The sequence below is a fragment of the Prosthecodimorpha hirschii genome (genome assembly GCF_001305515.1).
Classification (GTDB): domain Bacteria; phylum Pseudomonadota; class Alphaproteobacteria; order Rhizobiales; family Ancalomicrobiaceae; genus Prosthecodimorpha; species Prosthecodimorpha hirschii.
The window spans coordinates 3,503,336-3,520,254 of sequence record NZ_LJYW01000001.1 but is presented as its reverse complement, the minus strand read 5'-3'; the positions used below and the strand labels follow the sequence as shown (position 1 = coordinate 3,520,254).

General features: G+C 69.8%; 15 protein-coding genes. 1 reads left to right on the top strand and 14 read right to left on the bottom strand.

Going from position 1 to position 16,919, the window contains the following annotated elements; translation table 11 throughout:
• Positions 1–64 precede the first annotated feature (64 nt).
• The 14 genes from hemA to bchF form a co-directional block, all read right to left on the bottom strand.
• Positions 65–1,279 carry a 5-aminolevulinate synthase gene (gene hemA, locus ABB55_RS15390; RefSeq protein WP_054359596.1) on the bottom strand — a complete coding sequence of 405 codons (1,215 nt, stop codon included), beginning with the start codon at positions 1,277–1,279 and terminating at the stop codon, positions 65–67.
• Positions 1,279–2,121: a putative photosynthetic complex assembly protein PuhE gene (gene puhE, locus ABB55_RS15385; protein WP_083463651.1), complete on the bottom strand. Its 843-nt coding sequence runs from the start codon at positions 2,119–2,121 to the stop codon at positions 1,279–1,281. Before puhE ends, hemA begins: the two co-directional genes overlap by 1 nt.
• 83 nt (positions 2,122–2,204) lie before the next feature.
• Positions 2,205–3,275, bottom strand: a complete 1,071-nt coding sequence (gene acsF, locus ABB55_RS15380; protein ID WP_054359595.1) for a magnesium-protoporphyrin IX monomethyl ester (oxidative) cyclase — start codon at positions 3,273–3,275, stop codon at positions 2,205–2,207.
• Positions 3,272–3,571 carry a hypothetical protein gene (locus tag ABB55_RS15375; RefSeq protein WP_200912107.1) on the bottom strand — a complete coding sequence of 100 codons (300 nt, stop codon included), beginning with the start codon at positions 3,569–3,571 and terminating at the stop codon, positions 3,272–3,274. The genes acsF and ABB55_RS15375 overlap by 4 nt, the downstream gene beginning before the upstream one ends.
• A 66-nt stretch (positions 3,572–3,637) precedes the next feature.
• On the bottom strand, positions 3,638–4,072 hold the full coding sequence (gene puhC, locus ABB55_RS15370) for a photosynthetic complex assembly protein PuhC (RefSeq protein WP_054359593.1): 435 nt from the start codon (positions 4,070–4,072) through the stop codon (positions 3,638–3,640).
• A gap of 19 nt (positions 4,073–4,091) precedes the next feature.
• Positions 4,092–4,736 (bottom strand): photosynthetic complex putative assembly protein PuhB, encoded by a 645-nt coding sequence (gene puhB / locus ABB55_RS15365; RefSeq protein WP_054359592.1) that lies wholly within the window; start codon positions 4,734–4,736, stop codon positions 4,092–4,094.
• Complete coding sequence (gene puhA / locus ABB55_RS15360) at positions 4,733–5,494, bottom strand: photosynthetic reaction center subunit H (protein WP_054359591.1); 762 nt, start codon at positions 5,492–5,494, stop codon at positions 4,733–4,735. Before puhA ends, puhB begins: the two co-directional genes overlap by 4 nt.
• A gap of 107 nt (positions 5,495–5,601) precedes the next feature.
• On the bottom strand, positions 5,602–7,035 hold the full coding sequence (locus ABB55_RS15355) for an MFS transporter (RefSeq protein WP_054359590.1): 1,434 nt from the start codon (positions 7,033–7,035) through the stop codon (positions 5,602–5,604).
• The gene (gene bchM / locus ABB55_RS15350) at positions 7,032–7,730 is read right to left on the bottom strand and encodes a magnesium protoporphyrin IX methyltransferase (RefSeq protein WP_054359589.1); all 699 of its coding nucleotides are present in this window, start codon (positions 7,728–7,730) and stop codon (positions 7,032–7,034) included. Before bchM ends, ABB55_RS15355 begins: the two co-directional genes overlap by 4 nt.
• The gene (bchL, locus tag ABB55_RS15345; protein ID WP_054359588.1) at positions 7,730–8,629 is read right to left on the bottom strand and encodes a ferredoxin:protochlorophyllide reductase (ATP-dependent) iron-sulfur ATP-binding protein; all 900 of its coding nucleotides are present in this window, start codon (positions 8,627–8,629) and stop codon (positions 7,730–7,732) included. The genes bchM and bchL overlap by 1 nt, the downstream gene beginning before the upstream one ends.
• A 13-nt stretch (positions 8,630–8,642) precedes the next feature.
• Positions 8,643–12,380, bottom strand: coding sequence for a magnesium chelatase subunit H (locus ABB55_RS15340; RefSeq protein WP_054359587.1), 3,738 nt, complete (start codon positions 12,378–12,380; stop codon positions 8,643–8,645).
• Complete coding sequence (bchB, locus tag ABB55_RS15335; RefSeq protein ID WP_054359586.1) at positions 12,355–13,989, bottom strand: ferredoxin:protochlorophyllide reductase (ATP-dependent) subunit B; 1,635 nt, start codon at positions 13,987–13,989, stop codon at positions 12,355–12,357. The genes ABB55_RS15340 and bchB overlap by 26 nt, the downstream gene beginning before the upstream one ends.
• Before the next feature lies 1 nt (position 13,990).
• Complete coding sequence (locus ABB55_RS15330) at positions 13,991–15,271, bottom strand: ferredoxin:protochlorophyllide reductase (ATP-dependent) subunit N (RefSeq protein ID WP_054359585.1); 1,281 nt, start codon at positions 15,269–15,271, stop codon at positions 13,991–13,993.
• Positions 15,268–15,783 (bottom strand): 2-vinyl bacteriochlorophyllide hydratase, encoded by a 516-nt coding sequence (bchF, locus tag ABB55_RS15325; protein ID WP_054359584.1) that lies wholly within the window; start codon positions 15,781–15,783, stop codon positions 15,268–15,270. The genes ABB55_RS15330 and bchF overlap by 4 nt, the downstream gene beginning before the upstream one ends.
• 236 nt (positions 15,784–16,019) lie before the next feature.
• On the opposite strand from bchF, the gene ABB55_RS15320 reads away from it, so the two are divergent.
• Positions 16,020–16,919: a cobalamin B12-binding domain-containing protein gene (locus ABB55_RS15320; RefSeq protein WP_083463649.1), complete on the top strand. Its 900-nt coding sequence runs from the start codon at positions 16,020–16,022 to the stop codon at positions 16,917–16,919.

Here is a 16,919-nt window from a genome sequence, read left to right as displayed (position 1 = left end):
GTTTCGTCCGTCTCGTCGACGCGGGTCAGCATGTCGGTTCCCCCTTGGTCTCTCGCCCGGTCCTTCAGGCGGCGACCCGCTCCAGTCCGATGTCCGCCCAGATCTCCGACAGGGCCGAGACGAGATGCTCGATGTCCGCATCGCTGTGGAACGGCGAGGGCGTGATCCTGAGCCGTTCGGTGCCGCGCGGGACGGTCGGGTAGTTGATCGGCTGGACGTAGATGTCGAAATCGTCGAGCAGACGATCGGAGATCTGCTTGCACAGCGTCGCGTCGCCGACCATGACCGGGATGATGTGGCTGGGATTGTCGAGATGCGGCAGACCCGCCGCATCGAGCCGCTGGCGGACGCGCGCGACGCGGTCGCGCTGGCGCAGGCGCTCCACCTCGCTCGCCTTGAGGTGCCGGATCGACGCCATCGCGCCGGCGGCGACCGCGGGCGGCAGGGCGGTGGTGAAGATGAAGCCGGAAGCGAAGCTGCGGACATAGTCGCACAGCGCGCGCGAGGCCGCGATATAGCCGCCGACCACCCCATAGGCTTTGCCGAGGGTGCCCTCGATGACGGTCAGCCGGTGCGCCTGGCCGGTCGCTTCGGAGACGCCGCCGCCGCGCCGGCCGTAGAGACCGACCGCGTGGACCTCGTCCAGATAGGTCATCGCCCCATGGGCTTCGGCGACCGAACAGATCTCGTCGATCGGCGCGATGTCGCCGTCCATCGAGTAGACGGATTCGAAGGCGACCAGCTTCGGCACGTCGGCGGGGACCTCGGCCAACTGCCGGTCGAGATCGCGCGGGTTGTTGTGGGCGAAGACGCGCTTGACGCAGCGGCTCTGCCGGATGCCGTCGATCATGGAGGCATGGTTGCCGGCGTCGGAGAAGACGACGCAGTTGGGCAGGCGCGCCGCCAGCGTGCCGAGCCCGGCCCAGTTGGAGACGAAGCCGGAGGTGAACAGCAGCGCCGCTTCCTTGCCGTGCAGATCGGCCAGCTCGCGTTCGAGCAGGACATGGGTGTGGCAGTTGCCGGAAATGTTCCGCGTCCCGCCGGCGCCGGCGCCGTAGCTGTCGATCGCCTCGTGCATCGCCGCCAGAACGGCCGGATGCTGGCCCATGCCGAGATAGTCGTTCGAGCACCAGACGGTCACGTCGTGTATGCCGTTCGGGCTGTGCCGGCTCGCCTTCGGAAAGGCGCCGGCATGGCGCTCGAGATCGGCGAACACGCGGTAGCGGCCCTCGGCGCGCAGGGACTGAAGACCGCTGAGGAAAAAGGCTTCGTAATCCATCAGACTGACCTCGGTGGATGGTCGGCCGCCGCACGCGGCGGCGGATCGCATGTCAGGACAGGCGGATGCCCGCAGGCACCCGCACGGCGGGATCGGAAGCCCCAGCGCCACAGAGCGGCGACATCGAGCGGCAGAACCAGAAAGCCGTGTTCGAGGATCGCGAGCCCGACCAGGGTCGCGATCAGGGTTACGGCGGTGGCCAGGAATGCCCCCGTCTCCGGCGCGATCGCCGCCGCGACCAGGCCCGCGAATAGGGCCGAGGACAGGACCAGCGAGACGGGGAAGAACGGGTTCATCGGGGCCCGCCGGAAGTAGCTCGCCAGATAGGCGAGATGGTCCGGCAGGAAGGATTCGCTGAGGTTGCGGACGCCGAGGAAGATGTTGACCTTGGTCGACAGCCGCATGCCCCAGAGGGTGAGGAAGGTCCAGAAGCCGACCGGGTTGGTCCCTCCCGCGACGACCTGCGCGACCACCAGAAGCGAGGCGGCGAGCAGGAGCTCGTGATAGAGCACCGTGCCGGCGGCGCCGGCGAAGCGGCGCCAGCCGCGATCCCCCGCGGCCTGCAGGCCGCGGCGCGGACCGGTGACGAAGCCGGTCAGGAACAGGATCTCGTTCCAGGCCCAGACCGCGATGGCCGCCGCGAAGGCGAGATGGGCGCCGGTCACCGAACTGTCGTCCCGCGTCGCCGCCAGCCCCCAGAGCGCAAGCCCCAGGAGCGCCGTGGCACCCGCCACGGTCCACGGAAAGGTCCGGCGCGGCAGCCCATCCAGATAGAGGACGATGCCGGTGCCGAACCACCACAGGAACAGGGCGTGGGCGATGGCCAGGCCGGTTGCGTTCACGGATCTCGGGCCTCCCTCCCGGAAATCCACCGCCCCGTCAGCGGGGCGGCGTCACGCGCTTAAGGCGGAAGCGGGTGCCGGGCCTACCAGGCCGGGGCGAGCCGCACCCGAGCCGGCACCGCATTGCGGTTGACCGGCTTCAGATAGAGCCGCGCGAAGGTGACGGCGGCGCCCGAGGCCCACACCATCCGCTTCGCCCAGCCGATCACGCCACCCTGCTGCCGCGCAGCTTCGATCCGTTCCGCCAGATGCCAGAGCCGGTCGAAGCCCCGGCGGAAGGCCGGGCTCTCGATGTCGAGCGTGATCGGGAACACCTGGCGCGAGATCTCGGTCGTCAGCCGCAGCACCTGGTAGTCGTAGTCGGTCGGATCGACCCCGATCGCCTTGTGGAAGGCCGGCCGCATGTGGTCGCGCACATACATGGTCGCGTAGACGGCGAGCAGGAAGAAGCGCACCCAGTATTCGTTCAGACCGGATGTCAGCTTCGGGTCCGACCGCATGATCAGCGCGAAGGCCTCGCCATGCCGGAACTCGTCGTTGCACCACTTCTCGAACCACTTGAAGATCGGGTGGAACCGCAACTGCGGATTCCGCTCGAACTGCCGGTAGATGGTGATGTAGCGCGCGTAGCCGATCTTCTCGGACAGATAGGTCGCGTAGTAGATGAACTTGGGCTTGAAATAGGTGTATTTCTTCGCCCGCTTCAGGAAGCCCAGATCGATGCCGATGCCGGCATCCTTCAGGGCCTCGTTGATGAAGCCGGCATGGCGGGATTCGTCGCGCGTCATGAAGCCGAACAGCTCGCGCAGTTCGGGATTCTTGATCCGCCGCTTGATCTCGGCATAGAGCACGCAGCCGGAGAATTCCGCCGTCAGGGAGCTGACCAGGAAGTCGGTGAACTCCTTGCGCAGGTCCTCCGGCAGGTCCTCCATCTTGAAGTCGTCGAACTCGGCGTTCTTCTGGAAATGGCCGCGGTTCAGATCGGCGCGCATCTCCGCCATGATCTCGTCCCACTCGGCCCGGACGCCCTCCACGTTGAGCGCGTCGAGCGCCTCGCAGTCGGTGGTGTAGAAGCGCGGCGACAGGATCGTATCCGTCTGCGCCATCTCGTTGGTGCTGGTCGTGGCGACCGCGCCGCCCTCCATCGGGATCATGACGGCCTCCCTTCCTGGAAGCCGACCTCGTAGAGCTCGGTCAGTTCGAGATAGCCGGCGGCCTTGCTGAACAGCCAGCCGAGGCGCGAGGCCGGGATCACGGTCGCCTCGCGGCGCACCACGATATGGGCGCCGAACGGCACGTCGACCGGGGCGTCGTGGACGATCACCTCGTCGCCCGGCTCGGGGTCGTAGCCGTCGAGCGAGACATGGGCATGCAGCCTTTCGGCGGTGTTCTCGATGTCAACCGTGCAGCCGACACGACGCGGCCTTTGCGGTTCGAACCAGTCCGACATCATGTTGAGTCCTCCCTCGATGCCAGTCTTCGCCACCCCTCGCAGGGCGGTTCGGATGGGTCGTCTTCAGCCGTGCAGGAGGCGCCCAAACGCCTCCGCATTGCCCGATCCGTACGCTCCCAGGTCGAGCGTCTGGCGGGTTGCCGGATCCTCCAGCACCAGCCGGCCGTCGACGCGCCGGATCAGGCGGAAAGGCACCTCGGTGCCCACGCCGTAGGTTTTCCGTTCGCGGGCCATCCCCCTCAGGATGCCGCGGACGAAACCGTTTTCGCCGGACTCCAGCACGACGGTGCCGTGCGGGCCGGTCACCGCGATCGCACCGTTGGGGCGGTCGCGGAAGACGAGATCGACAGCCTGGACCATCGCCATTTCGGGATGGGCCTGGGTGCCGAGGCCGGTATGCCGGCCGATCCCGGCTGCCACCACCGTCACGGCGACCAGCAGGCCGGCTCCCACGATGGCCGCGCGGGGAATGGGGTGTTCGGCGAAAATCTCGCTCATGGTCCGCCCTCCCCGCCGCTCATTCCGCCGCCACGGCGATGCCCGCCGGCATGCCGTCCCGCGCCGGCCTGGCAGCCGGGCCGGTCGTCTGACGTTCCGTACGCCGCAGGGTCTCGGCCAGCCGAAGCGCCAGGGCATCGACCTCGGGAACCGCGCGCAGCGACGGTTCCGGCCGGGCGAAGCGCCACGACCGAACATGCGGCCAGAGCGCCAGATAGCTGACCCGCGCCTCCGGCTTCAGCGCGAAGGCGATGTCGCCGCAGCCCCGTCCGCGCGGCTTCACGGCCGCCCCGGCGACCACGTCGAAGGGCAGGTTCACGGTCATCGGCAGGGCCATGCCGATGCGCAGGACCAGCCGACGGTCGGTCACGGTGTAGAGCGTGGTCCGCGCGGCGAGCCAGCCGAGCAGGGCCAGGATGCCGATCGCGGCCGCCGCGATCGGCAGGATGAAGGCGGCATAGCCGAGCGCGTCCAGCCACCCGGCACCCGCAGAGAGTCGGCCCGCGCCGCGCCAGACGAACAGCACTGCGAAATAGGCCGCCACCCAGCCGATCCGGAAGGCCGCGAACATCAGGGCCAGCGGGTCGGGCCGGCCGCGCCACAGGATGCGCTCGCCCCTGGGCAGCGCCTCCGGCAGGCCATCGGGAGCGGGAGCGTCGGTCACAGCCAGCTCTCCGTCCGCTTCGGTTCGGCATAGAGCAGCCCGCCGCCGAAATAGGCGCAGATCTTCTCTTCCTCCAGGAAGGTCACCTGGTCGGCATTGCGCAATGCCGGGACCGTCTGGAACTGGGCCGCGAAGATCGCGTCCACGCGGACGCTCCGGCGCCGGCCGTCGATGGCGGCGAAATTGACCGGGATCAGCACCCGGCGCCCCGAGCCGGTCAGCTCCGCCTCGTAGTAGCGGAAGATGAACTCGGAGCGGTCGACCCAGGCGTCGACGATGGTGCCGGCGACCTTGCGGTCACCCCCGACCACCGTCATGCCGCGCGGATCGGGATCCTGCGGAGCCGGATAGTAGTCCGTCGCCACCCGGAGCGGCACGATCTTCGGATCGCCGTCGACGGTCAGATCCGGCTCGTCGAGCCGCTCCGCCCAGGCGCCCGGGCCGACGCCGTCGAGCATCGGATTGCCGGTCGGGGTCAGCGGCGCCCCCGGCCAGGGCGCGACCGGGACGGCGGCGACCGCGCGGCGATCGACCCGATCCTCCGGAACCGTGACCGTGCCGCCATGGGGAAGATGGAAGGTCTTCGACGGCGGCGGCTCCGGGAAGCCGACGATCGAGACCCGCTCGTTGCTCCGGTCCGACTGGAGCGGATACCCTTCCCGCTTGTTCTCCCGATGGAGATAGAAGATCAGGCCGGCGAAGAAGAGCCAGAAGACGTAGAGGACGACCTGCGCCAGGTCCATATTGGGAATACCCATGACTTCCTCCCGGACCGCCTCCGCGGCCCTGTTCGGTCAGGCGACGATCCGCGCGCGCGGATCGCAGTTCCGGCCGGTCCGCCGAGGCGGGCCGGATCGAGGTTGCGTCATCCCGGCAGTTCGGCGAGGCCGAAGGCCCGGGAGGGGCGCCGTCCGGCGGGCTGCTCGTAGTTGACGAGCCGGCCGACGAGGGCGAGCGTTGCGAAGATCAGGACGATCTCGAGCGTGTAGACGACCGAGTAGCCGGTCGAGCGGTCCGACAGCACCGGGCCGAGCAGGCCGCGTTCCGCAGCGGCGCCGACCAGATCGCGGATCGCCCCGCCGGCGGCGGTGCCGAGGCCGAGCGCGGTCGCCTGGACGGCCCCCCAGGCGCCGAGCGCGAGGCCCTTGTCCTCGGCGTCGTCGCGCCACATGGCGGCCGTCAGGGTGCCGACCGAGAAGAGCCCGCCGCCGAGCCCGATCAGCAGCGTCCCGGCCAGAAACAGCCCGCCGCTGGCAAGCGGCGCCGCCAGCGCCACCGCCGCGAAGGCCGGCAGGCCGATCACCGCGCCGAGCCCGGCCAGCCGCATCGGGTCGGCGCCATGGCCGAGACGCCAGCCGGCGAACGAGAAGGCCGCGAGGGCGCCGACCGCCAGAAGCGCGGTCAGGAGCGTGGTGGCGGAGACGGAGAGATGCATCACCTGGCCGCCATAGGGCTCCAGAACGATGTCCTGCATCGAGAAGGCGGCGGTACCGAGCCCGACCACGACCAGCAGGCGGCGCGCGCCGGGGCGGGTCGTGAAGGCGCGCCATTCGTCGCGGAAGCGCGGCATCGGCACGTCCATGCGGGTGCGGCCGGGATCGCGCGCCTCCTGCTTCCAGAGCGCCACGAGGTTCAGCGCCATGGTGGCGGCCGCCGCACCCTGTACGACCTGGATCAGCCGGACCTCGCTGAAGTCCTGCAGCGCCCAACCGAAGATCAGGCTGGCGGTCACGACGCCGACCAGCAGCATCACGTAAAGGAGCGCCACCACGCGCGGCCGGTCCTCGTCGCGGGCGAGGTCGGTGGCGAGCGCCAGTCCGGCCGTCTGCGTGGTCTGCAGCCCGGCGCCGACCATCAGGAACGCCAGGGCCGCCGCGATCGAACCGACCACCTCGTGGCCGTCGCCCTCGCTGGACAGGACCAGGAGCGCGAAGGGCATGAAGGCGAAGCCGCCGAATTGCAGCAGCGTGCCGAACCACAGATAGGGAACGCGGCGCCAGCCGAGCACGGAGCGATGGTTGTCGGAACGGAAGCCGATGAAGGCGCGCAGCGGCGCGAACAGGATCGGCAGCGCCACCATGGTGGAGACCAGCACGGCCGGCAGGCTCAGTTCGACGATCATGACCCGGTTGAGCGTCCCGACCAGCAGCGCGGTCGCCATGCCGACGGTGACCTGGAACAGCGACAGGCGCAGCAGCCGCCCCATCGGCAGCGCCGGGCTGGCCGCATCCGCGAAGGGCAGGTAGCGAAGCCCGAGCTTGCTCCACGCCCGGGCGAGCCGGAGGGACGGGCCGGTCATGTCCTGACGAGCTCCTGTGCCTGGGAAATGTAGAAGCCGCGCGCGACGCGCCGGGAGCGGCCGCGCAGCCAGCCACCGAGGCCCGGATGGTCGTCGATGCGGCGGGCGAGGCGTGCGGCCGCGATCGGCTCGATCGCCGGCGAACGGTCGCTGCGCGGGAAGAACTGGCCGATCGCGTGCATGCTGGCGAGCAGCGGCGTCGACGGCGCGAAGGTGAACAGGATCGAGCGGCGCGTGCGCTGCGCCAGGCTCGCCAGCACGGTCTCGACATCCGCCGAGGGGTAGTGGATCAGGCTGTCCATGGCGACGACATGGTCGAAGACGCCGAGCGCGGGATCGAGCAGGTCGCCGACGATCAGGTCGATCGATCCGGGACCGATGCCGGCGAGGCGCTCACGGCCGAGTTCGATCAGCTTGGGCGAGATATCGACGCCGACCACCCGGGCCCCGCGCCGGGCGGCTTCCGCCGCCAAGGCACCGGTGCCGCAGCCGGCATCGAGGATGCGCATGCCCGACAGGTCATGCGGCAGCCAGGACAGGAGCGTGGCGCGCATCTCGTCGCGCCCGGCACGGACGGTGCGGCGGATGCGGCCGACCGGCGCGTCGGAGGTCAGCCGCGCCCAGGCATCCACGGCGGTGCGGTCGAAATAGGTTTCGAGCTGGTGTCGCCGCGCGGTGTAGCTTTGCGTGGTCATCAGTCGTACCCCAGCAGATCGAAGATTTCGCGATCCTTCAGCGGGCGGCCCTCGAAGGGCTCGCTGCCGACGATCAGGGACGCGGCGAGACGCAGATATTCCTCCTGGACCGCAACCACTTCCGGGGTCGGGTCCATCTCGAACAGCGTCGCCTTCTTGAGGCGGGAGCGGCGGATGGCGTCGAGATCGGGGAAATGGGCGATCGTCTTCAGCCCGGCGCGGTCGTTGTAGCGCTCGATCTGGTCGACGCCGGCGCTGCGGTTGGCGATCACGCCGCCGAGCCGGACGCCGTAGTTCTTGGCCTTGGCGTGGATGGCGCCGACGATCCGGTTCATCGCGAAGATGGAATCGAAGTCGTTGGCGGCGACGATCAGGCCGCGGTCGGCATGCTGCAGCGGGGCGGCGAAACCGCCGCAGACGACATCGCCGAGCACGTCGAACACGACGATGTCGGTATCCTCCAGAAGGTGGTGTTCCTTCAGCAGCTTGACGGTCTGGCCGACGACATAGCCGCCGCAGCCGGTGCCGGCCGGCGGTCCGCCGGCCTCCACGCACATCACGCCGCCGAAGCCTTCGACCATGAAGTCGTCGGGCCGCAGCTCCTCGGTGTGGAAGTTGACGCCTTCCAGCACGTCGATGACCGTCGGGATCATGCGCTTGGTCAGCGTGAAGGTGCTGTCGTGCTTCGGGTCGCAGCCGATCTGCAGGACGCGCTTGCCGAGCTTGGCGAAGGCGACCGAGAGGTTCGACGAGGTGGTCGACTTGCCGATGCCGCCCTTGCCGTAGACGGCAAAGACCTTAGCGGTGTCGATCCGCATGGACGGGTCGAGATGGACCTGGACGCTGCCTTCGCCGTCTGGGCACGGGACCGGCTTCCGGATCGGGAGCTGATAGTTCATGAGCCTCGTCTCCTTATGCCGCCGCCTCGACGGACACGCCCTCGAGCCTGTCCTCGAGTTCCTCCCCGGCCTGCCGCAACGCATCCAGCGTCGCCGCGTCGGGTGACCAGAATTGCCGCTCGCTCGCCTCGATCAGCCGGCCGGCGACACGGGCCGCCGCCGTCGGATTGAGATCGGACAGCCGCGCCCGCATGGCCGGATCGAGCACGAAGGTTTCGCAGACGCGCTGGTAGACCCAGGGCGCCACCGCCTGGGTGGTCGCCGACCAGCCGAGCGTGGTGGTCACATGCGCCTCGATCTGGCGCACGCCCTCGTAGCCGTGCTCCAGCATGGCCTCGAACCATTTCGGGTTGAGGAGCCGCGTCCGCGTCTCCAGGGCGACCTGCTCGGCCAGGCTGCGGACGCGATCCTCGCCGCGGGTCTGATCGCCGATATAGACGGCGGGCGCTGCCCCTCCGGCCCGGCGCGATGCCGCCGCGATGCCGCCGAGCGTGTCGACATACTGGTCGAGGGTGGTGACGCCGAGCTCGACGCTCTCCAGATTCTGATAGGCGATCTCGACCGACGCCAGCGCGCTGGCGAAAAGCTCCGGCCGGCGCATCGCGCGGCCGTCCCGCCCATAGGCGAAACCCTTGCGGCGCGTGAAGGTCTCGGCCAGTTCGCCGTCCTGATCCCAGGCCGAACTCTCGATCAGATGATTGACATTCGCCCCATAGGCGCCGTCCGCATTGGAGAAGACGCGCAAGGCGGCGTCTTCCAGCGAGCAGCCCTTGGCGCCGGCGACGCTGAGCGCGTGCTTGCGGACGAAGTTCTCCTCGACCGGCTCGTCGGCGGAGGCCGCCAGATAGGAGGCCTCGGCGAGCAGGCGCACCTGCATCGGCAGGAGATCGCGGAAGATGCCCGACAGGGTGATGACCACGTCGACGCGCGGCCGGCGCAGGTCGGCCAGGGGGACCAGTTCGGCACCGCTGACCCGGCCGTAGCCGTCGAAGCGCGGGCGCGCGCCCATCAGGGCGAGAGCCTGCGCGATCGGGCCGCCCTCGCTCTTCAGATTGTCGGTGCCCCACAGCACCAGGGCGACCGATTCCGGGAACGGATGGCCGTCGGCGACATGCCGGGCGATCAGCAGCGCGGCCTGCCGGGTCCCGTCCTTGAGCGCCACGCTCGACGGAATCCGGAACGGATCGAAGCCGTGCACGTTGCGGCCGGTCGGCAGGATCGCCGGGGTGCGCAGCAGGTCGCCGCCCGGGGCCGGACGGATGAAGCGGCCGTCGAGCGCGCGCATCAGGGCCGGCAGCTCGGCGTCGTGGGCCAGCAGGTCGGCCGTGCGGGCCAGTTCCTCCAGGATCGGACGGACGGCGGCGCGCTCCTCGGCCGGGAAGGCATGGACCAGATCGGCGACTGGCGTGCCCTCGGCGAGGTCGGTGGCGAGGCGCGGCTCCAGGCGGCGCGCATGGCTTGCCTCCGCGATCGAGATCAGGATATCGGCCCGGGCCGCGGTCGCCGGCGGGCTGCCGACGACATGCAGGCCGTGCGGGACGAGGGTGTTCTCGAGCTCGTAGACTTCGCGGGCGAGGGTGGCGATCTCGGCGTCCGCCGCCTCGGGCGTCCAGGCCGGTTCGGCCGGGCGCAGGTCGACGGCGGCGGCGAGCGCCTGGATCAGTTCGGCGGTGTCGGCCGTGTCGGCGGCGCCGGCTTCGCCGTCGCGCGACCGCCAGCGGGCGATGGCCGCCTTGAGATCGATCAGGCCGCGATAGAGACCGGCCCGGGTGATCGCGGGGGTCAGGTAGCTGACCAGCGTCGCGGCACCGCGGCGCTTGGCGATCAGGCCTTCGGACGGATTGTTGGCGGCATAGAGATAGACGTTCGGCAGGTCGCCGATCAGCCGGTCGGGCCAGCAGGCGCCGGACAGGCCGGTCTGCTTGCCGGGCATGAATTCGAGCGCGCCGTGGGTGCCGAAATGCAGCACCGCATGGGCGGCGAGATCCTCGCGGATCCAGCGGTAGAAGGCCGAGAAGGCATGCGTCGGGGCGAAGCCGCGCTCGAACAGCAGCCGCATCGGATCGCCTTCGTAGCCGAAGCCCGGCTGGACCCCGACGAAGATGTTGCCGAAGCGCGCGCCCAGAACCTGGATGCCGCGACCGTCCGCCTGCTGGCGTCCCGGCGCCGGCCCCCACTGCGCCTCGATCTCGCGCAGATGGCGTTCGCGGCGGACATGGTCGTCGGTCGGGATACGGCAATGAACATTGGCGGCCGTGCCGGCGAAGGCGGCGTTGCCATGCAGGATGGCGTCGCGCAGCGCCTCGGCGTCGGCCGGCAGGTCGACGCGATAGCCTTCGGCGGCCAGGGCCTTCAGGGTGTTGAAGAGCGACGGGAAGACGGACAGATAGGCGGCCGTCCCGGTCGCGCCGGCATTGGGCGGGAAATTGAACAGCACGATCGCGAGCGTCCGCTCCGCGGCCGGCGTCCGGCGCAGGGCGACCAGGCGGGCGACCCGCGCGGCCAGCATGGCGGCGCGTTCGGGGTCGGCGGTCATGTCGCGCGCCGCCGCCGGAGCGGCCGCGGAGGAGCGGCCGCCGAACACCATCGGCACGACCGCGCCGTCGAGTTCCGGGATCGCCACCATGATGGTCGATTCGACCGGATGCAGGCCGCGCGGCGACTCCCGCCACTGCTCGACCGTCTGGAACTCCAGCGGCTGGGCGGCCAGATAGGGCACGTCCAGACCGGCCAGAATCTCCTCCGCCGCCTTGGCGTCGTTGTAGGCCGGGCCGCCGACCAGCGAGAAGCCGGTCAGGGATACGACGGCATCGACGATCGGCCGCGGCTTGCCGCCGAGGCCGGCGGCGACGAAGAAGCGCTCGATCGCCGGCCGGGCATCGAGGCCGTGGGCGAAGGCCGGCACCACGCGCAGGCCGCGCGCCTCGAGCGCCGCGATGACGCCGTCATAGTGGCCGGTATTGCCGGCGAGCACGTAGGAGCGCATCACCAGCACGCCGACGGTGCCGGCAACCGGCCCGGCCGGACGCGGCAGGGCGGCCGCCTCGGCGCCGATCCGGCCGCGCAGACGCGGGTGGTAGAGGCCGACATCCGGATAGTCGACGGGCGCGGCGGCCTTGACGGCGCGGCGCAGCGCGGCGCGCGGGCCGGCGGCATAGCGCTCGACCATCATGCGGACCAGATTGGCGATATTGTCCTCGGACCCGGCGAGCCAGTATTGCAGCGCCATGAAATAGGCGCGCACATCCTGGGCGGTGCCGGGAATGAAGCGCAGGAACTGCGGGATGCGGCGCAGCATCTTGAGCTGGCCCTGACCGGCGCCGCCACGCGTCTGCGAGGATTTCGGCCTGAGCTTGTTGAGGAAGGACATCGCCGCGCCCTTCGGGGCCGACATGTCGAAGCCGCCGATCCGGGTCAGGCGCGTCACCTCCGCGGCCGACATGCAGATCACCATGGCGTCGCACGCGTCGCGGCGCGCCTGCAGCGCCGGCAGGATGGCGCGGGCATGGTCTTCCATGAACAGCATGCTGGCGATGACGATGTCGGCCTTGGCGACGGCGGCGCGGGCGGCATCGAGCGACGCCGGGTCGCCCTCCCAGTCGGCCGCGGCATGCAGATCGAGGACCAGGCCGGGCAGCTCGGCGGCCAGCTGAAGGGCAGCGCGGTCGACCACGCTGGAGAGGTGGTGATCGAGCGTTACGATGACGACGCGCACAGGCGTCGGGTCAGCGACCGAAATGTGCCTTGGCATCGTAAAGTGTCTCCACCGTGATCGACGCGCAACCCTTGTCGCGGGCGAAGATTTCCGTGTTCCGGCGTGCTTTCCCCCGGACGAAGAATGGGATCTTGCGGAGCTCGCGTTCCGCCTCCGCGGTCCAATCGGGCCCGGTCGCGGGCACCGGCGCCGCGGGGGACGCCGGATGGGCGACCGCCACGGGGGCTACTGCGGCCACCACGGAGGCCGTTGCGGCCGGGGCGAGGATCGGCTCCACGGGTGCGGCGGCGATCGGCGCGACCGAGGCGAGATGCGAGGGCGCGGCGCCGTCGGCAAATTCCGGATCGTCCCGGAACATGCCGAGCAGATGCTCCTCGAGGCCCATCATCAGCGGATGGACCCAGCTGTCGAAGAGCACGTTGGCGCCTTCGAAGCCCATCTGCGGGGAGTAGCGCGCGGGGAAGTCCTGGACATGGACCGGCGCCGAAATGACCGCGCACGGCACGCCGAGCCGCTTGGCGATATGGCGTTCCATCTGCGTGCCGAGCACGAGTTCCGGATGCAGTCCGGCGATGCTCTCCTCGACTTCGAGATAGTCGTCGGTGATCAGCGCCTCCAGGCCGTAGAGCGCGGCGGCGGTGCGCACCTCGCGGGCAAATTCGCGCTGGTAGGTGCCGAGGCCGACCACCGTGAAGCCGAGTTCGTCGCGGGCGACGCGGGCGGCCGCGACGGCGTGGGTCGCATCGCCGAAGACGAAGACGCGCTTGCCGGTCAGATAGGTGCTGTCGACGGAGCGCGCATACCACGGGCTGCGCGCCGTCTCGGCGGCCAGTGCCGGCGCCGGATCGACACCGGCCGCGGCGGCGACGGCGGCGATGAAGTCGCGCGTCGCGCCGACGCCGATCGGCACGATGTCGACCATCGGCTGGCCGAAGCTGCGCGCCAGCCAGGTCGCGGCCTGGCGGCCGGTCTCCGGATAGAGCACGACGTTGAAATCGGCCTCGCCGAGGCGGGCGACATCGGCCGCGGAGGCGCCGAGCGGGGCGACCACGGAGACGTCGACGCCCATCGTGGCGAGCAGGCGGGTCACCTCGACCACGTCGTCGCGATGGCGGAAGCCGAGCGCGGTCGGCCCGAGCAGGTTGCAGCGGGGCCGGCGGTCGGCCGGTCGGGCCGGGCGCGGCGTCCCGGGCGGCGGCGCGGACGGGCCGGCCAGCGCACGGACCAAGTGATAGAAGGTCTCCGACGCGCCCCAGTTCTCCTTGCGCTGATAGGCCGGCAGTTCCAGCGGGATCACCGGGATGCCGAGGCCGAGCGCCCGGGCGAGCCCGCCCGGATCGTCCTGGATCAGTTCGGCCGTGCAGGAGGCCCCGACCAGGACGGCCGCGGGCCGGAACCGCTCGCAGGCCTCTTGGACGGACGTCTTGAAGAGCTCCGCGGTGTCGCCACCGAGGTCGCGCGCCTGGAAGGTCGTGTAGGTGACCGGCGGGCGGGCGCCGCGCCGCTCGATCATCGTGAACAGCAGATCCGCATAGGTGTCGCCCTGCGGCGCATGCAGCACGTAGTGGACATCGGTCAGCGCCGTCGCCACCCGCATGGCCCCGACATGGGGCGGTCCCTCGTAGGTCCAGACCGTGAGCTGCATGTCACACCTCCAGCCGGTTGCGGCGGTCCAGCGGGCGGGCGAACAGCTCGGCGAGATCGCCGGCCTGTTCGTAGCCCTGGATCGGCGTGAAGACGGTCTCGATCGACCATTTGGTCGTGAAACCCTCCGCCTCCAGCGGATTGGCGAGGCCGAGCCCGCACACCACCAGGTCCGGCTTCGCCGCGCGGCAGCGGTCGAGCTGGGCCTCCACGTCCTGCCCCTCGGACAGGACGAGGTCCGGCGACAGGCGCGACAGATCGGGATCCAGATGGGCCCGGTGCAGGTAGGGCGTGCCGACCTCGACCGGGATCATGCCGAGTTCGCAACTGAGCATCCGGGCGAGCGGGATCTCGAGCTGCGAGTCCGGGAAGAAGAAGATGCGCCGGTTCTCCAGCGCGGCCCGGTGGCGCGCGACGGCGGCGCGGGCGCGCTGACGCGCCGGGCGGGTGACCGTCTCGAAACGCTCGGCCGGGACCCCGAAGGCGGTCGCGGCGGCCCAGAGCCAATCGGTGGTGCCCTCCGCGCCGAGCGGGAACGGCGCGGCGAGCCGGCGGGCGCCGCGATCCTCCAGCCGCCGGGCGGTCTCGGCGAGATAGGGTTGCGCCAGCAGCATGCGGGTCGCCGGGCCGACGGCGGGCAGATCCTCGCGATGGCGGCCGGGCAGGAAGGCGACGCGGCCGATGCCGAGATCGGCGAAGAGGCGGCGGAACTGGTCCTCGACCACGTCGGCGAGCGTGCCGACCACCAGCAGCGACGCCTCCGCATCGCGGCCCTCGGCCGGCAGGTCCGGCACCAGCGCGGCCAGGCAGGCGTCTTCGCCCTCGGTGAAGGTGGTCTCGATGCCGCTGCCCGAATAGGACAGGACCCGCGGCCGGTTGCCGAAGCCGAGCGAGAGCCGCGCGGCCGCCTTGGCGAGATCGAGCTTGATCACTTCCGACGGGCAGGAGCCGACCAGGAACAGCGTCCGGATGTCCGGGCGCCGGTCGATCAGCCGGCCGACCACGCGGTCGAGCTCGTCATGCAGGTCCGCCAGCCCGGCGAGGTCGCGCTCGTCGATCACCGCGGTCGCAAAGCGCGGCTCGGCGAAGATCATCACGCCGGCGGCGGACTGGAGCAGATGGGCGCAGGTGCGCGAGCCGACGACCAGGAAGAAGGCGTCGCGCATCTTGCGGTGCAGCCAGACGATCCCGGTCAGGCCGCAGAACACCTCGCGCTGGCCGCGCTGACGCAGAACCGGCAGATCGCAGGCGGAACGGGGGGCGAGGAGCGGTTGCGCCGTCATGTCCGCATCTCCCGCAGGGTCTCGGTCCGTGCGGCCGACGCCTGCAGGCGGGCCATGCGCAGCTTCCAGAGGAATTGCGCGGCATTGACCACGTAGGTGGCGTAGGCGGCGAGCGCGAGGCCCATCTGGGCGGCGGCATCGAGCGCGCCGGTCCACAGGGCCGCCAGATAGGCGGTGTGCAGCGCGATCACCACCATGCTGACCGCGTCCTCCCAGAAGAAGGCCGGCGCGAACAGGTAGCGGCCGAACACGTCCTTCTCCCAGATCGCGCCGGTGACCATGATCGTGTAGAGCACGAGGGTCTTCAGCACGATCGAGGCGGTGGCGGCGGCATAGCCCTCGCCGGTGGCCAGGAAGCGCAGCACCAGGGCGAGGCTCACCAGGAAGACGACGAACTGGAACGGCGCCAGGATGCCCTGCACCAGCGTCCAGGGCGAGGCATCCCGGCGATGGCGTTCCGCCGCGCTATAGAGCCCCCTGCCCGTCTGTCCCTGCTTCGGCTGCCGGTTCATCACGCGGCCTCCCTAGCCGTTTTATGAAGGCTAGGACCGAGGAGGCACGAGTGTCAATCTGGTTTGACGTTTTTTTAAAATGACACTCGACGTCGCTTCTGACAGTGAGACTGTCACTTTTTTTTGTCACTTCCCTCGGCGCCCACGATTCCCCACCTTGACAGGATGACGCGACGGGTGTGCGCTAGGGGCCATTCCCGCGCCATTGAAAAGTCGGGATCCATGGGAGGACACCAATGGTCGATGTTGACCTGGCGTCCGTTGACACGGGTTGTTTCGAAGCGCCGGCGGCAAGACCGCCACCGCGCGAAGGTCATCTACGCTGCAACGACGACCGTGTTGGTTCCCCGGATCGCTGGATGCATCTGGCCAGGACCATAGAAAGCGGCATTATTCCGCGGCTTCTGCTGACCTATCGGAGCGACCTGCGTCACACGGCAGCCGACGTTCAGGCGGTCGACTTCAATGCGTCGACCCCTGAGACACTTGGGCGCATCGTGCTGAAACGGCACGATGATGCCGCGCTCGGCTTCATCTACCAGCTGCTGGCCAGCGGCCTGCCGCTGGAATCGATCTTCCTCGACCTGCTTGCGCCGACGGCGCGCTGGCTTGGGGAAGGCTGGGCCGAGGACGAGCTGTCCTTCACCGAAGTCACCATGGCGCTGAGCCGTCTTCAGCGCCTGATGCGGACGCTTGCCAACTCCATGGCCGCGGCAGCCGACCGGTTCAGACCCGGCGGACGCATCATTCTGGCCACTGCTCCTTCGGAACAACATGTATTCGGGCTGCTGATGCTTGAAGAGTTCTTCCGACGCGACGGATGGGAGGTGGAATGTCTGCCCGGAAGCACGCGGGAAGACATTATCGCATCGATGAAAAGCTTGCCTGCGCGTGCCGTCGGCCTGTCGCTCTCCACGGACGAGCGCCTTGACGAGCTGCGGGCCTTGATCGCGGAACTGCGCAGCCTGCCTGGGGCGGACGGTACCGTGATCATGGTGGGCGGTCGTTATTTCCTCGACAACCCCGATATGGTGAAAGCCGTGGGGGCAGATTTCACTGCCATTGACGGAAGTCAGGCGATCAGCCACATACACAGCTATATGTCAGAGGAAGCGTACATCTCGGACAGGGCATAA

What these genes read in the sequence shown, in the direction of transcription:
- ABB55_RS15375 (WP_200912107.1), bottom strand. Translation starts at nt 3,571, where the DNA reads ATGTCGGACTGGTTCGAACCGCAAAGGCCGCGTCGTGTCGGCTGCACG.
- puhC (WP_054359593.1), bottom strand. Translation starts at nt 4,072, where the DNA reads ATGAGCGAGATTTTCGCCGAACACCCCATTCCCCGCGCGGCCATCGTG.
- ABB55_RS15355 (WP_054359590.1), bottom strand. Translation starts at nt 7,035, where the DNA reads ATGACCGGCCCGTCCCTCCGGCTCGCCCGGGCGTGGAGCAAGCTCGGG.
- puhA (WP_054359591.1), bottom strand. Translation starts at nt 5,494, where the DNA reads ATGGGTATTCCCAATATGGACCTGGCGCAGGTCGTCCTCTACGTCTTC.
- ABB55_RS15340 (WP_054359587.1), bottom strand. Translation starts at nt 12,380, where the DNA reads ATGCCAAGGCACATTTCGGTCGCTGACCCGACGCCTGTGCGCGTCGTC.
- bchB (WP_054359586.1), bottom strand. Translation starts at nt 13,989, where the DNA reads ATGCAGCTCACGGTCTGGACCTACGAGGGACCGCCCCATGTCGGGGCC.
- acsF (WP_054359595.1), bottom strand. Translation starts at nt 3,275, where the DNA reads ATGATCCCGATGGAGGGCGGCGCGGTCGCCACGACCAGCACCAACGAG.
- hemA (WP_054359596.1), bottom strand. Translation starts at nt 1,279, where the DNA reads ATGGATTACGAAGCCTTTTTCCTCAGCGGTCTTCAGTCCCTGCGCGCC.
- ABB55_RS15320 (WP_083463649.1), top strand. Translation starts at nt 16,020, where the DNA reads ATGGTCGATGTTGACCTGGCGTCCGTTGACACGGGTTGTTTCGAAGCG.
- bchM (WP_054359589.1), bottom strand. Translation starts at nt 7,730, where the DNA reads ATGACCACGCAAAGCTACACCGCGCGGCGACACCAGCTCGAAACCTAT.
- bchF (WP_054359584.1), bottom strand. Translation starts at nt 15,783, where the DNA reads ATGAACCGGCAGCCGAAGCAGGGACAGACGGGCAGGGGGCTCTATAGC.
- bchL (WP_054359588.1), bottom strand. Translation starts at nt 8,629, where the DNA reads ATGAACTATCAGCTCCCGATCCGGAAGCCGGTCCCGTGCCCAGACGGC.
- ABB55_RS15330 (WP_054359585.1), bottom strand. Translation starts at nt 15,271, where the DNA reads ATGACGGCGCAACCGCTCCTCGCCCCCCGTTCCGCCTGCGATCTGCCG.